General features: G+C 73.1%; 11 protein-coding genes. 9 read left to right on the forward strand and 2 right to left on the reverse strand.

Features of this window, described 5'->3' with window-relative positions; all coding sequences use genetic code 11:
• Nucleotides 1–89 precede the first annotated feature (89 nt).
• From ACFU97_RS08410 to ACFU97_RS08420, 3 genes are all read left to right on the forward strand, one after another.
• Nucleotides 90–1,694 carry a family 20 glycosylhydrolase gene (locus ACFU97_RS08410; RefSeq protein WP_384252729.1) on the forward strand — a complete coding sequence of 535 codons (1,605 nt, stop codon included), beginning with the start codon at nucleotides 90–92 and terminating at the stop codon, nucleotides 1,692–1,694.
• A 107-nt stretch (nucleotides 1,695–1,801) separates the two neighbouring features.
• Nucleotides 1,802–2,305, forward strand: coding sequence for a hypothetical protein (locus ACFU97_RS08415; RefSeq protein ID WP_384252582.1), 504 nt, complete (start codon nucleotides 1,802–1,804; stop codon nucleotides 2,303–2,305).
• Nucleotides 2,306–2,401: 96 nt separating this feature from the next.
• On the forward strand, nucleotides 2,402–2,959 hold the full coding sequence (locus tag ACFU97_RS08420; RefSeq protein ID WP_384252585.1) for a hypothetical protein: 558 nt from the start codon (nucleotides 2,402–2,404) through the stop codon (nucleotides 2,957–2,959).
• A gap of 14 nt (nucleotides 2,960–2,973) precedes the next feature.
• Here the strand turns inward: ACFU97_RS08420 and ACFU97_RS08425 are convergent, their stop codons facing one another.
• Nucleotides 2,974–3,459, reverse strand: coding sequence for a DUF1877 family protein (locus ACFU97_RS08425; protein WP_384252587.1), 486 nt, complete (start codon nucleotides 3,457–3,459; stop codon nucleotides 2,974–2,976).
• 174 nt (nucleotides 3,460–3,633) lie between these two features.
• On the opposite strand from ACFU97_RS08425, the gene ACFU97_RS08430 reads away from it, so the two are divergent.
• Together ACFU97_RS08430 and ACFU97_RS08435 are read left to right on the forward strand one after the other, a co-directional pair.
• Nucleotides 3,634–4,050: a hypothetical protein gene (locus tag ACFU97_RS08430; RefSeq protein ID WP_384252589.1), complete on the forward strand. Its 417-nt coding sequence runs from the start codon at nucleotides 3,634–3,636 to the stop codon at nucleotides 4,048–4,050.
• A gap of 52 nt (nucleotides 4,051–4,102) precedes the next feature.
• The gene (locus tag ACFU97_RS08435; RefSeq protein WP_384252591.1) at nucleotides 4,103–5,575 is read left to right on the forward strand and encodes an MFS transporter; all 1,473 of its coding nucleotides are present in this window, start codon (nucleotides 4,103–4,105) and stop codon (nucleotides 5,573–5,575) included.
• Between the two features lie 20 nt (nucleotides 5,576–5,595).
• Here ACFU97_RS08435 and ACFU97_RS08440 read toward each other — a convergent pair whose 3' ends face one another.
• Nucleotides 5,596–7,824 (reverse strand): N-acetylmuramoyl-L-alanine amidase, encoded by a 2,229-nt coding sequence (locus ACFU97_RS08440; RefSeq protein ID WP_384252731.1) that lies wholly within the window; start codon nucleotides 7,822–7,824, stop codon nucleotides 5,596–5,598.
• A 250-nt stretch (nucleotides 7,825–8,074) separates the two neighbouring features.
• On the opposite strand from ACFU97_RS08440, the gene ACFU97_RS08445 reads away from it, so the two are divergent.
• The 4 genes from ACFU97_RS08445 to ACFU97_RS08460 all read left to right on the forward strand — a co-directional run bounded on the left by ACFU97_RS08445 (nucleotide 8,075) and on the right by ACFU97_RS08460 (nucleotide 11,673).
• Nucleotides 8,075–8,692, forward strand: coding sequence for an RNA polymerase sigma factor (locus tag ACFU97_RS08445; protein WP_384252594.1), 618 nt, complete (start codon nucleotides 8,075–8,077; stop codon nucleotides 8,690–8,692).
• A gap of 114 nt (nucleotides 8,693–8,806) precedes the next feature.
• Nucleotides 8,807–9,589 carry a hypothetical protein gene (locus ACFU97_RS08450; RefSeq protein WP_384252596.1) on the forward strand — a complete coding sequence of 261 codons (783 nt, stop codon included), beginning with the start codon at nucleotides 8,807–8,809 and terminating at the stop codon, nucleotides 9,587–9,589.
• A gap of 375 nt (nucleotides 9,590–9,964) precedes the next feature.
• On the forward strand, nucleotides 9,965–10,627 hold the full coding sequence (locus tag ACFU97_RS08455) for an RNA polymerase sigma factor (RefSeq protein ID WP_384252599.1): 663 nt from the start codon (nucleotides 9,965–9,967) through the stop codon (nucleotides 10,625–10,627).
• Nucleotides 10,627–11,673: a hypothetical protein gene (locus ACFU97_RS08460; RefSeq protein WP_384252601.1), complete on the forward strand. Its 1,047-nt coding sequence runs from the start codon at nucleotides 10,627–10,629 to the stop codon at nucleotides 11,671–11,673. Before ACFU97_RS08455 ends, ACFU97_RS08460 begins: the two co-directional genes overlap by 1 nt.
• The last annotated feature ends 236 nt before the right edge of the window (nucleotides 11,674–11,909 follow it).

Consider the following 11,909-nt stretch of genomic DNA (forward strand, 5'->3'; position numbering starts at 1 on the left):
GGACGCATCGTGGTGCCCGTGGGTTCTAGGTTGGGCTCGTGAGCCAGCACCGGCGCCGGCCTCCGGCGCGGAACGTGAAACAGAGGCGGATGATCGTCGCGGGCGCGGTCGCCGGGACGATCGCCTTAGGGGTGGGTCTCGGGCTGTGGGCCTCCGGCGACGGCGGCGGCCCGGCGGGATCGGCGCAGCAGCAGCCCTCGGGCGGCCGGACCGGGGACGCGTCCGGCTCCGGCGGGGTGAGCGCGAAGCCGAGCCCGACGCGCTCCTACGCCCTCTCCAAGGCCCCGGGCACGATCCCCGCCGTGCGCTCGCACACCGCGGCCCGGGGGCCCGGCTGGCGGCCGGCGCGCGGTGAGCGCGTGGTGGTCGGGGACGCCGACCTCGCCGACGAGGGCCGGCTGATCGCCGGCGAGCTGGGGCTGGCGTACGGCGGCGAGAAGGACGACGTGCGGGCCGGGGACGTACGGCTGGCGCTGAACGACGACGAGGGGGCCGACCCGGAGTCGTACACGATGACCGTGCGCGGCGGGCGGGTGACCATCAGCGGGCGCTCCGACGCGGGGGTCTTCTACGGCACCCGGACGCTCAAGCAGGAGGTGCACGGCGGGGGCACCGCGCCCGAGGGCGTCGTGAAGGACGGGCCGGCCAAGCCGGTGCGCGGGTTCATGCTGGACATCGCCCGCAAGCACTTCACCGCGGGCTGGATCGAGGACCGGGTGCGCGAGCTCGGCGACCTGAAGTTCAACGAGCTGGGGCTGCACTTCTCCGACGACCAGGGCTTCCGGATCGAGTCCCGCACGCACCCGGAGATCGTCTCGTCGCAGCATCTGACGAAGGCCGAGGTCAAGAAGATCGTCGACCTCGCCGCGAGCCGGCACATCACCGTGGTCCCCGAGATCGACTCGCCCGGGCACCTGGGGGCCGTCATCGCCGCCCACCCCGACCTCCAGCTGCGCAACACGCGGGGCGTGGCGGCGCGCGGGGCCCTCGACATCTCCAAGCCGGCCGCCGCGAAGATCGTCGACGACCTGCTGAACGAGTACGCCGGTCTCTTCCCCGGCGGCCTGTGGAACCTCGGCGGCGACGAGTACCAGGCGCTGATGGCGTCCGATCCGTCTGCCTCCTACCCGCAGCTGGCGGCGGCCGCCCGGAAGGCGTACGGGCCCGGCGGGACCATCTCCGACCTCGCCACGGGGTGGCTGAACGACCGGGCCAGGACGGTCCGGGCGCACCAGCGGACGATGCGGGCGTGGAACGACGGCTTCTACGCCGGGACGTCCGTGCAGCCCGCCAAGGACCTGCAGGCCGCGTACTGGACCGGCAAGGAGTTCGGGGCGCGGCAGCCGGTGGCGTACCTGAGCGCCGGGCGCAAGCTGATCAACTACAACGACGAGTACCTCTACTACGTCCTCGGGCAGCCCAACGACTTCGTGTACCCGACGGGCCGGCGGATCTACGAGCAGTGGACCCCGCGCGTGGTGCGCGGCACCCAGGCGGTGCCGGCCTCCTACGACGCGCAGATCCTCGGCGGATCCTTCGCCGTCTGGTGCGACCTCTCCGGCTCGCAGACGCAGGACCAGGTCGCGGCCGGCATCCGGATGCCGCTGCGGGCCACGGTGCAGAAGCTGTGGGACGCGCGCAGGCCGGCGCTGACGTGGGCGCAGTTCCAGGCGCTGGCGGCCAAGCTGGGCTGAACCCCGCCGCGGCCCCGGGCCATTTGGCGCGTAAGGCTGCGAACTGCCGTACGAATGTGGTGTATTCGGCGCGAGCCGAAGCCGATACGGCCGTGGGGGAGCGGGACATGGGCTACTGGGGGTACTTCGTGGTGGGCCGCAGCGAGCGGCCGCTCGCGGAGCTGGACGCGCTGTCGGACGCCAAGGGCATGGAGCTGCGCCTCGAGGCACCGGGCGGCTGGCAGGTGTGGGAGTACCCGAACGGCGAGGGCGAGGTAGGGAACATGAACCTCCTCGCCGGCGAGACGGGCGCGCCCGCGCTCTTCGGGTACGTCATGGACAGCGACTGCGTGGTCGTCGAGGCCTCGGCGCCGGAGAGCGGGGCGTGGACGACCTGTCTGGCGCGGGCCGCGATGGCCCGCCACCTCGGCGCCGGGAACGACGGGCTCACGCTCGAGGACTACTTCCTGCAACCCCAGGACGCGGCCGGCCGGGCGGTCGCCTGGGCAGCGGAGGCCGGGCACGACGTGGCGGCCGAACCGCTGGTCGACGTACTGACCGCCGATGCGGACCCCTTGGCCGAAAACCTCTTCTTCCGGCTGCTCGACCGGCTGGGCGTGGTCCCGCTGTGACACTCACGGGCCGTCGCACGCAGTAAGGGAAAGTGCGGGCTCGGTGAGGGAAGAGCCCTGCTGAACCGTGCGAGAGCCCCGCAGAGGGAGGCGTGGATGAGCCTGGTGGACCTGATCGCTCAGGCCGACGAACGCGGACTGGCGGCCAGTGGGTTGGCTTGTTTGGACCGCTGCGTGCCCCTGCTGGGCGGCGACGACGAGGTGCTGCGCCCGCTGTGGGCCAACCTCGCCGACACCGACGGCACCGGTGACTGGAGCGAGCGGCTGGAGGACGCGCGCGGCAAGCTCGGCCGGCCGGAGGAGCCGGGCGACAGCGAGGCGACCATGCTGGCCCGCCGGATGCTGGCGGCCGCGCCCGACGAACCCAGCGGTGGCCCGGTACGGGTGTGGGCGGACGCCTGCTCGGTCGCCGCGCTGCAGATCCACCGGCTGCTGGATCTGGTCGACGACGAGGCGTCGTCGGTCGACGCGCGTCGCGAGGGACGTACGGACGGGATGTCCCCCCTCGTCGCCGCGGAGCTGCGGCGGCAGGTGACGGTGCTCGAGGTGCTGGCCGGGCATGGCGCGGGCGGCCTGCGACGGGCCCTGGAGGTCTCCGTCGAGGGGCGGCGGGTGCTGCAGGCAGTCGTCGCCCGGCGGGCGCGCCTGGGGTAGGCCCGCCCCGCCGGTCACAGCACGCACTTGACCACCGCGTCCCCGTACTCGGCCGTCCTGGCGTAGAAGGCCGTCAGGTCGTGGTGGGTGGACTCGAAGAGGGTGCGGGTCTGGTCCTCCGCCGGGGCGCCGCCGTAGTGGGGCAGGAGCTCCTCGCGGGCCCGGTGCCACAGGTCCGTGATGTCGGCCGTCGCGAGAAACGCGGCGACCTGGGCGGCCCGGGCCGCCGGCAGCAGCAGGAACGGTGGGTGGTCGGGCTCCGGGTGCGGGACCGGGCTGCCGCCGAGCACCACGTCGGACGGCGGGCCGTCCTCGGTGCGGTGCGGGGGAGCGCCGGCGTAGAGGAGGTGGTGGTCGGGATGGTGCCGGTACAGGAATTCCTCCCGGTGCCGGTCGATCCTGCGGCGCACGGTCGTCCAGTCGTCCTCGAACAGCCGCTGCAACCAGTTCGCGCTGTTGCGCAGCGCCGACGGGGGCACCGCGCGGAGATGGAAGTACATGCTCATCAGTGAGAGGAGCGCACGGACGGGGCGAAGCGTCACTCCCGGGAGGAAACGCGCACCTGGGAGCGTCCTGTGTCCGTCCTGCGGCGGGGCTGGGGCGGTCCTGCACCCGTCCTGGGAAACCCCCGGAATGGGCGTGACGTCCGGCACACGAGTTCCGCTCCTGTGTATGTGACTACCTTCCAGGAGACCAGGCCGAGCGCGGCGACGAAGCCCGTGCGGTGGGCGGCGGACGCGGTTGCGGCGATGCGCGAGGGGGCGCGGGTGCGCCTCGACTACTCGGCACAGAGTGTGTGGCGCGTCGACCGGATCATCGAAGGGATACGGCAGGAGGGGGCGCCGTACGCCGCCGTGGAGAGCGAGTTGCGCGCCTTCGGGGCGTACGCGGGCGAGGTGATCGTCCGTCAGACCGGCGCCGAGTGGTGGACGGGCAACGGGGAGCACTGGATCCGGACGCCGGACGGGCGGATGTGGGACCCGATCGACGAGGCCCGGCGCTGTTACCAGGGCGACGGTTCGCTGCGGCTGCTGTGCCGGGACGTGGTGACGGCGGCCGGTGCGGCGCCCGGGGCGGCAAAAACCCCGTAATAAGAGACGCTGGCGTTCCCAAACGGGCGTCGGTGGGCGCAGGATGGGCCGTATGGCTGACAACCGCCGTTGGTGGGCGCTCGTGGTCATCGCCCTCGCCCAGTTGATGGTCGTCCTCGACATGACCATCGTGAACATCGCCCTGCCGTCCGCCCAGGCCGACCTGAACATGTCGGACGGGAACCGCCAGTGGGTGATCACCGCCTACACGCTGGCCTTCGGCGGACTGCTGCTGCTCGGCGGCCGGGTCGCCGACCTGGTCGGCCGCCGGACGACCTTCATGATCGGGCTGCTCGGCTTCGCCGCCGCCTCCGCGCTCGGCGGAGCCGCCGCCGGTTCCGGGATGCTGTTCGGGGCGCGGGCCCTGCAGGGCGCGTTCGCCGCGCTGCTCGCGCCGTCCGCGCTCTCGCTGCTCGCCACGACCTTCACCGATCCCAAGGACCGCGGGAAGGCCTTCGGCATCTTCGGCGCCATCATCGGCGCCGGCGCCGCGGTCGGCCTGCTCGCGGGCGGCATCCTGACCCAGTACCTGAACTGGCGCTGGTGCCTGTACGTCAACATCCCCATCGCCCTGGTCGCCTTCTTCGGCGCGCTGGCGCTGCTCGCGCCCGGCGAGCGCCACCCCGACGCCCGCCTCGACGTGCCCGGCGCGGTCCTCGGGTCCGCCGGAATGCTCTCGCTGGTCTACGGCTTCTCCGAGGCGGAGTCGCGCGGCTGGCGCGACGGACGGGTGCTGACGCTGCTGGCCGGCGGGGTCGTGCTGCTCGCGGCGTTCGGCTGGTGGCAGACGCGGGCCCGGGTGCCCCTGCTGCCGACGTCGGTGGTGAAGGACCGGCAGCGCGTCGGTGCCTTCCTGACCACGCTGCTGGTGACCATCGGCATGTTCGGCACGTTCCTGTTCCTCACCTACTACCTGCAGGGCGTGCTCGGCTGGTCGCCGCTGAAGACCGGGGTCGCCTACCTGCCCATGACGGTCGCGATGGTGATCGGCTCGACCCAGATCGCGGCACGGCTGCTGACCCGGGTGCCGCCCCGCGTGGTGATCGTGCCGGGGCTGCTGCTGGCCGCGGGCGGCCTGGCCGTCATCGCCCAGGTCGGCGTGGAGCCCGCGTACGCCTCGCATGTCCTGCCCGGCATGCTGATGCTCGGTCTCGGCATGAGCACGGCGATGATGACCTCGGTGTCGCTGGCCACGGGCAGCGTCGCGCCGCGCGACTCGGGCGCGGCCTCGGCGACCTTCAACACCGCCCAGCAGGTGGGCGGTTCGATCGGTACGGCGCTGCTCAACACCATCGCCGCGACCGTGACCGCGCGGTATCTGACGACGCACGCGGCACCGGGTGTGGACCAGCGCCTGCTGTCGGCGAAGGCCACCGTGCACGGCTTCAACGTCGCCACCTGGTGGGCGATGGCCGCGCTGCTGCTGGCCGCGCTGATCGCCGGGGTGGTCATCAACGCGCGTCGGGCGCCCACGATGCAGAGTTCCGCATCGAAGACGCCCGAACCGGTGGACTCGGCGCTGTGAGCCGCTCGTCGATGTAGCCGCTACTTGATGTAGACCAGGCCGTCCGTCGTGATCGTCGGGCGGCCGCTGGTGCCCACCACCACGACCTTCACGGTGTGCTTGGCGCTGCTGGACCAGGTCTTGGTCCAGATGGCCTGGCGGTACAGGGTCGTCGAGGACTTCAGGTCGACGGTGGAGACCTTCGTGCCGTCGACGTAGACGTAGACCTGCCCGGAGCTGGAGGCCCGGGAGACCACCCAGGACGCCGAGCGGCCGGTGAACGTCCAGGTCAGGCTCGCGTTCTTGGAACCGCTGGAGTACGACTTGCCGCCGAGGTAGCTGCTGGAGGAACGGGTCGTCCAGCTGCCGGACTTGACGGCCGAGGTCTCCTGCAGGATCACCGGCGTGTACGACGGCGACGACGTCCTGGTGTTGCCCGCGTAGTCGTACGCCTTCATCGACCAGGTGCTCGCGGTGCCGGACTTGGCCGTGCGGCTGGAGCTGGTGGTGGTCGGGCCGAAGGTGGCCGTCGTCGGGGACAGCAGGCTCACCGACTTCAGCGCGGCGCTGTCGGCCGCCTTCCAGCCCAGGGTGACCGGGACGGCGGTGGTGTTCACCGTGCCGGTGCGCAGCGAGATCTTCGGGGTGGTCGTGAACGTCGGCGCGGTGGTGTCCGTCACGACGGTCAGCGCCGCGCTCGTCGCGGTCCTGCCCGACTGGTGCACGGCCCGCACGGCGACGCTGTGGCTGCCCGCCGGCACGGTGGCGGCGACCGAGGTGGCCGAGCCCGTCGCGGTGGCCGCGACCTTGCCGTCCACCAGCAGCTCGAACTTGGAGATCAGCGAACCGGGCGTGGTGGTCGACCACTTCGCGGTGATCGCGCCCTTGGTGTAGTACGTCGAGCCGGACAGGCCCGCGCCGGACAGCGAGGTGAGCTTCAGGCCCTGCACCGGGCCGGCCGCCCAGGCGCGGATGGTCGGCAGCTGGGCGTAGAGCGAGCTGCCCGGGCACTGGGTGTTGTAGCCGTCGCGGTGCGCGGAGATCCGGTTGAAGGTGTACTGGCTGCCCGCGGTGAAGGCGGTGCCGAAGTAGTTGGTCTGCGCCGCACCCGCGGTGAGCTTCACGGTCGAGGCGGGATCGGCGCCGTACTGGCCGAGCTTCCAGGCCGCGACCCGGGCGACGGAGGCCAGGGCCGCGTTCGAGGCCCCGGTGGAGGTGTACTCACCGAGCACCGCGATGCCCGCGGACTCGCGGTTCCAGCCGTAGGTGTGCGCGCCGAGCACGGGCAGGTCGACGCCGCCCTTGCGGCCCTCGAAGATCGTGCCGCACTTGTCGACCAGGAAGTTGTAGCCGATGTCGTTCCAGCCGTTGACCTGCACGTGATACGCGTAGATGCCGCGCACGATCGAGGCCGAGTCGGCGCACGAGTAGTCGTTGGAGCCGTCGGTGTGGTGCACGAAGACGGCCTTGACGTCCGCGTTGTACTCCGACGGGTCCGGGCTGATCGACTCGTCCGCGCCCCAGCCGGCCCGCGAGGTGATCGGCGGCTCGGGGACGGTGGACGGCGGCGCGGTCGGCACGGTCGGGCTCGCGGAGGCGCTGCCCGTCGGGCTCGGTGACGTGCTGTCGGTCGGGCCGGCGGAGGTGCTGTCGGTCGGGCTCGGGGACGCCGTGTCCGTCGGGCTCGGCGACGTGGTGTCCGCCGGCGTGGCGCCCGGCGTCGTGTCCGCCACGAACGCGGCGGGCTCCTTCGAGGGGTCGCTCGCCTTCGTCTCGGCGTCGGTGACCACACCCGGGTCGACCAGGTTGACCTGCAGCCCCTTGGGCAGTCCCGCGCTGGTGGAGCCGTTCTTGTGCACGACCTGGACCTCGACGCCGTCGGACGGGCCGACCCACAGCGGCTCGGACGCGCCGCGTGCGTCGGCGCCCGCCTGCGGGTCGCGCAGCGGGTCGGCGTCCGCCTCCAGGTCCCGCCAGGCGCTCCACGCGCCGGTCTCGACGCTGTGCGTACGGACCTGGGCCGTGCCGTGCAGCCGCTGCGTCGCCCCGGTCCAGGAGACGCCGAGCATCGAGAACTGCTTGGTGTCCGTGCGCGGCAGTTCCCGCTTGCCGTTCGCGGTGGTCTTCAGCGCCATGTCGTAGACCTTCACCGGCCGCTTGGCGCGGCCGGGCGCCTGGTGGTCGGCGGACGGGCTGGCGACGGCGTACGTGACGACGCCGCCCCCTCCCAGTACCACCGCGCCGAGCGTCAGCCATGCCCGGCGTTTCAGGCTCAGCGGTCTGTACGCGCGCGTCCCGCGAGGACTCAATTATCCCACCCCTAAGAGAAGTACATGCGTGGCACACCTGTGACGGAAGGTGGCAACTACACACAGCGCACAGCTTTGACCAAACGTCACCTGTGACACTTCCGTGACGCCCGGCGCTGAGGACCGTGGGGGCGTGTCCACGGACCGGTGTGGGGCACGGGGCGGGTTCTGCGGAGCCCGCGCACCACTCGTACGAACGACGAGGAATCTGTTGGGCCAGGGACGGGAACCCCGCCGCGCGCAGGCGTACGACGAGGAGCTGGGGGCGGCCGTCGCGCGGGCCCAGGAGGGTGACGAGGCCGCCTTCGCCCGCGCGTACCGGATCGTGCAGCCAGGGCTCCTCGGCTATCTGCGCGGGATCGTCGGCGACGACGCCGAGGACGTGGCGTCCGACGCCTGGCTGGAGATAGCCCGCGACCTCGGGCGGTTCAAGGGCGACGGGGCGGGCTTCCGCGGCTGGACCGCGACCATCGCCCGGCACCGCGCCCTGGACCACCTGCGCCGGCAGAAGGTACGGCCGCGGTCGGCGGGGCTCGACGCGGACGTGCTGGAGCTGGCCGGGCCGCACAGCACCCACGACCAGGCCCTGGAGGCGCTGTCCACCGAGCGCGCCCTGGAGCTGGTCCGCAGCCTGCCGCGCGACCAGGCCGAGGCCGTGCTGCTGCGCGTGGTCGTCGGGCTCGACGGGCCCTCGGCGGCCCGCGTCCTCGGCAAGCGCCCGGGCGCCGTGCGCACGGCCGCGCACCGGGGACTGAAGCGTCTCGCGACCTTGATCAACGGGCCGGGTGTGACGAATGACGATCCTCGGACGCTGGGGGAGTCGACATGACTGACAGCGGCGGAGCGACCGTCCACGACGGATCGAACGTCCACGACGCGACGAATGACGACGACGGCGGGACCGGCGTGAACGCCCGGCCGCCGCACACGGATGGATACGGACATGGGTGACCGGCACAGCGACCGCGGCGCCCGCGCCCGTCGGCACGCGCACCCGGGCGGAGCCCGGCCGGGCCCCCTCGACGGGCCGGCCGGCCCGGCACTGGAGAGCCTGATCGCCGGCGTGCTGCGGACGGAGGCGCTCGACGCCGACGCCGAGCGGCGGGCGGTGGCGGCGTTCCGCGCCGCCCGGGAGACCGCGGTGCACGGCGGGCGGACCCGCCGCCGGGACGACTGGCGCCCGCGCGAGCACCGCCGCATCCGCCGCTCGCTGCGCGTCACCTTCACGCTCTCCCTGGCCGGCCTCACCCTGGGCGGCGTCGCGTTCGCCGCGATCGACTCCGTCCACGGCTCCTCGCACGACGGGCACGGCTCAGGGCAGCGGACCCACGCGTCGGCGGCTCCGTCCGGTACGCCGTCGCACACGCCCGGCTCGACCGCCGCCGCGGACCGGCCGGAGACGGCGAAGGACACCGAGGCGCACTGCCAGGCGTACGAGAAGGTCAAGGACAGCGGCAAGGCGCTGGACTCGACCGCCTGGCAGCGGCTGATCGCGGCCGCCGGCGGCAAGGACAAGGTCGCGGCCTACTGCGCCGCCAAGCTGGCCGGGCCGTCGGCCGGGAGCACGCCGTCGGCGACCAGGAAGCCGAAGAACCCGCGGAGCACGCAGCGGGGCAGGGCGACGAAGAACCCCGACGCGAGCGGTTCGGGCGGTTCTTCGGGGTCGGCGGGCGCTGCCGGCTCAAGCGGTTCCACCGGCGCCGGATCCGGCAAGAAGGACAAGTAGCTTTCCAGGACAAGCGGCCCTTTTCGTAAGGGTCGCTGCCTTCAGCATGCCCTCGTCCGGTGCCCGTCGTGGCGCGTTCACGGCCCTGCCGTGCGCCACCGAAGCAACGGCCGGGGCCGCCACCCCCCACAGGAGAGGCCCCGGCCGTCGCGCGGCACGGGCCGCGCGGCGACCCGTACTTCCTACAGCGCCATGAGTGCGGTTTCTGTCACACCCCAGGCATTCCGCTCCGCGTCCTGGGTGGTTGCATCTTGTACGGACATGGACGAGCAGCGGTTTCAGGTCGTAACGTGCCTTTCGCGCCGGGCGCGGAAGACAAGATCACGGCAAGGATCGGCGGCCTCGACGCCGCGACCATCGAACGAGGAACCACTGGTGCTGGGGGACGACGCGGAGCTGACGGCCGCGGTGCTTGCGGCACAGGACGGGAACGAGACCGCGTTCCGGACTGTGTACCGCGCAGTGCACCCGCGCCTGCTCGGATACGTCCGGACACTGGTCGGTGACCCGGACGCGGAGGACGTCGCGTCCGAGGCCTGGTTGCAGATAGCCCGTGACCTGGAGCGCTTCGAGGGCGACGCGGACCGTTTCCGCGGCTGGGCCGCCCGGATCGCCCGCAACCGCGCGCTGGACCACATACGCATGCGCGGGCGCCGCCCCGCCATCGGCGGCGACGAGACGGAACTGACCGGCAGACCCGCCGAGTCCGACACCGCGGGCGAGGCCATGGAGTCGCTCTCCACCGACCACACCCTCTCCCTGATCGCCCGGCTGCCGCAGGACCAGGCCGAGGCCGTCGTGCTGCGGGTGGTCGTGGGCCTGGACGCCAAGACCGCCGCCGAGACGCTCGGCAAGCGCCCGGGCGCCGTACGGACGGCGGCGCACCGCGGTCTGAAGCGGCTCGCCGAACTGCTCGGCGACGATCCGGAATCGACCGGCGGTCTGGACGGGCTGCCGCCCCAGCGAGAACCGCGCGACGCCGCGGTGACGTCCGCGAGTGTGACGCATATGCGTGCGCGGACGCAGAAGGACATGTGATGGCCGACGAGCAGTACAGGTGGCTGGACCGCGAAACAGCGGAAAGTTTGCTGCGCGGGGAGTCGCTCGAGGCTGTCGATCCCGCCGTCCGTGATCAGGCCGAACGCCTTGCCAAGACGCTCGAGGGACTGACCGTGGAACCCCCGCCGGGCAGCGTCGAACTGCCTGGTGAGGCCGCCGCGCTGGCCGCCTTCCGGGCCGCGCGCTCCGACGCCCGTGCCGAGCGGTCCGCCACCGGCCGGCAGGCCGCGCCACCCCCGCCCCCGGACGCCGGTCTCGTCCGTATCGGCGGCCCCGCCCGGAGCGAACGCAGCTCCCGCCGGGGCCGGTCCGCGCGCTTCGTGCTGACGGCCGTACTGGCGGCCGGAATGGTCGGCGGAGTCGCCGTCGCGGCGACAAGCGGAGTGCTCCCGACGCCGTTCGGCCACGACCGGCCGAACCCCGGCACCTCCGTCTCGGCGCCCGCGTCGCCGCAGAGCCCGCTCGTGTCGCCCTCGCCGGGCGGCTCCCAGGGCGAGCCCACACCCGACGGCTCCTCCGGCGCCCCCACCGGCCCGGTGATCCCGCCCGGCTCGTCCGGCGCGGCGTCGTCCGCGCCGGGCACCGGCACCGGCAACGGCAGCCGAGACGGCATCGGCTGGTGGCGCGGAGCGCCGTCGGCCTGCACCGACCTACGCGACGGCAACGACCTGGGCACCGGCCGCCGGCGCGCCCTCGAGGGTGCCGTGGGCAGCTCCGACCCCCAGCGCGTGCGGAAGTACTGCAAGCGCGTACTGGCGCTCGCCGAGGGCGGTTCCCGGCACGGCAAGGGCGACGACCGGGACGGCAAGGGCGGCGACGGCCAGGGCGATCAGAACGGCCCCGGCGGCGAGCACGGCCAGGGCGGCGACCAGGGCGACCAGGGCGGTGACGACGACGGCCACGGCATACTGCCCGGCGTCGGCGGAACCGGCGCCACCGCGTCGCCCTCCTACGCCCCCTTGCTGCCCAGGCAGCTGATCAGGACCCCGACCGCGTCCCCGAGCCCGACGCTCAGCGCGCTCTGACCTGCGGTTTCACGGCGGAGGAAGTTTTCTCGGCCGCGCGAGTAACGTTTTCGGCCGCCCCGGCGCAGTAATGAGTGAGCCGACTGGTCATCGGCCGTCGCACAGAGCCGGGGTTCCCCCCGTACCTACGGCTCGTGCATCTCGGCGGGGGGGGGGGGGGGGTTCCCCCGCTCCCCCCCCCCCCCCCCCCCCCCCCCCCCTTCTTTTCCCCCCCCCTCCCCCCCCCCACCCCCTCC

The sequence above is a fragment of the Streptomyces sp. NPDC057616 genome (assembly GCF_042800575.1).
GTDB lineage: Bacteria > Actinomycetota > Actinomycetes > Streptomycetales > Streptomycetaceae > Streptomyces.

What these genes read in the sequence shown, in the direction of transcription:
- ACFU97_RS08450 (WP_384252596.1), top strand. Translation starts at nt 8,807, where the DNA reads ATGGGTGACCGGCACAGCGACCGCGGCGCCCGCGCCCGTCGGCACGCG.
- ACFU97_RS08410 (WP_384252729.1), top strand. Translation starts at nt 90, where the DNA reads ATGATCGTCGCGGGCGCGGTCGCCGGGACGATCGCCTTAGGGGTGGGT.
- ACFU97_RS08420 (WP_384252585.1), top strand. Translation starts at nt 2,402, where the DNA reads ATGAGCCTGGTGGACCTGATCGCTCAGGCCGACGAACGCGGACTGGCG.
- ACFU97_RS08435 (WP_384252591.1), top strand. Translation starts at nt 4,103, where the DNA reads ATGGCTGACAACCGCCGTTGGTGGGCGCTCGTGGTCATCGCCCTCGCC.
- ACFU97_RS08460 (WP_384252601.1), top strand. Translation starts at nt 10,627, where the DNA reads ATGGCCGACGAGCAGTACAGGTGGCTGGACCGCGAAACAGCGGAAAGT.
- ACFU97_RS08415 (WP_384252582.1), top strand. Translation starts at nt 1,802, where the DNA reads ATGGGCTACTGGGGGTACTTCGTGGTGGGCCGCAGCGAGCGGCCGCTC.
- ACFU97_RS08425 (WP_384252587.1), bottom strand. Translation starts at nt 3,459, where the DNA reads ATGTACTTCCATCTCCGCGCGGTGCCCCCGTCGGCGCTGCGCAACAGC.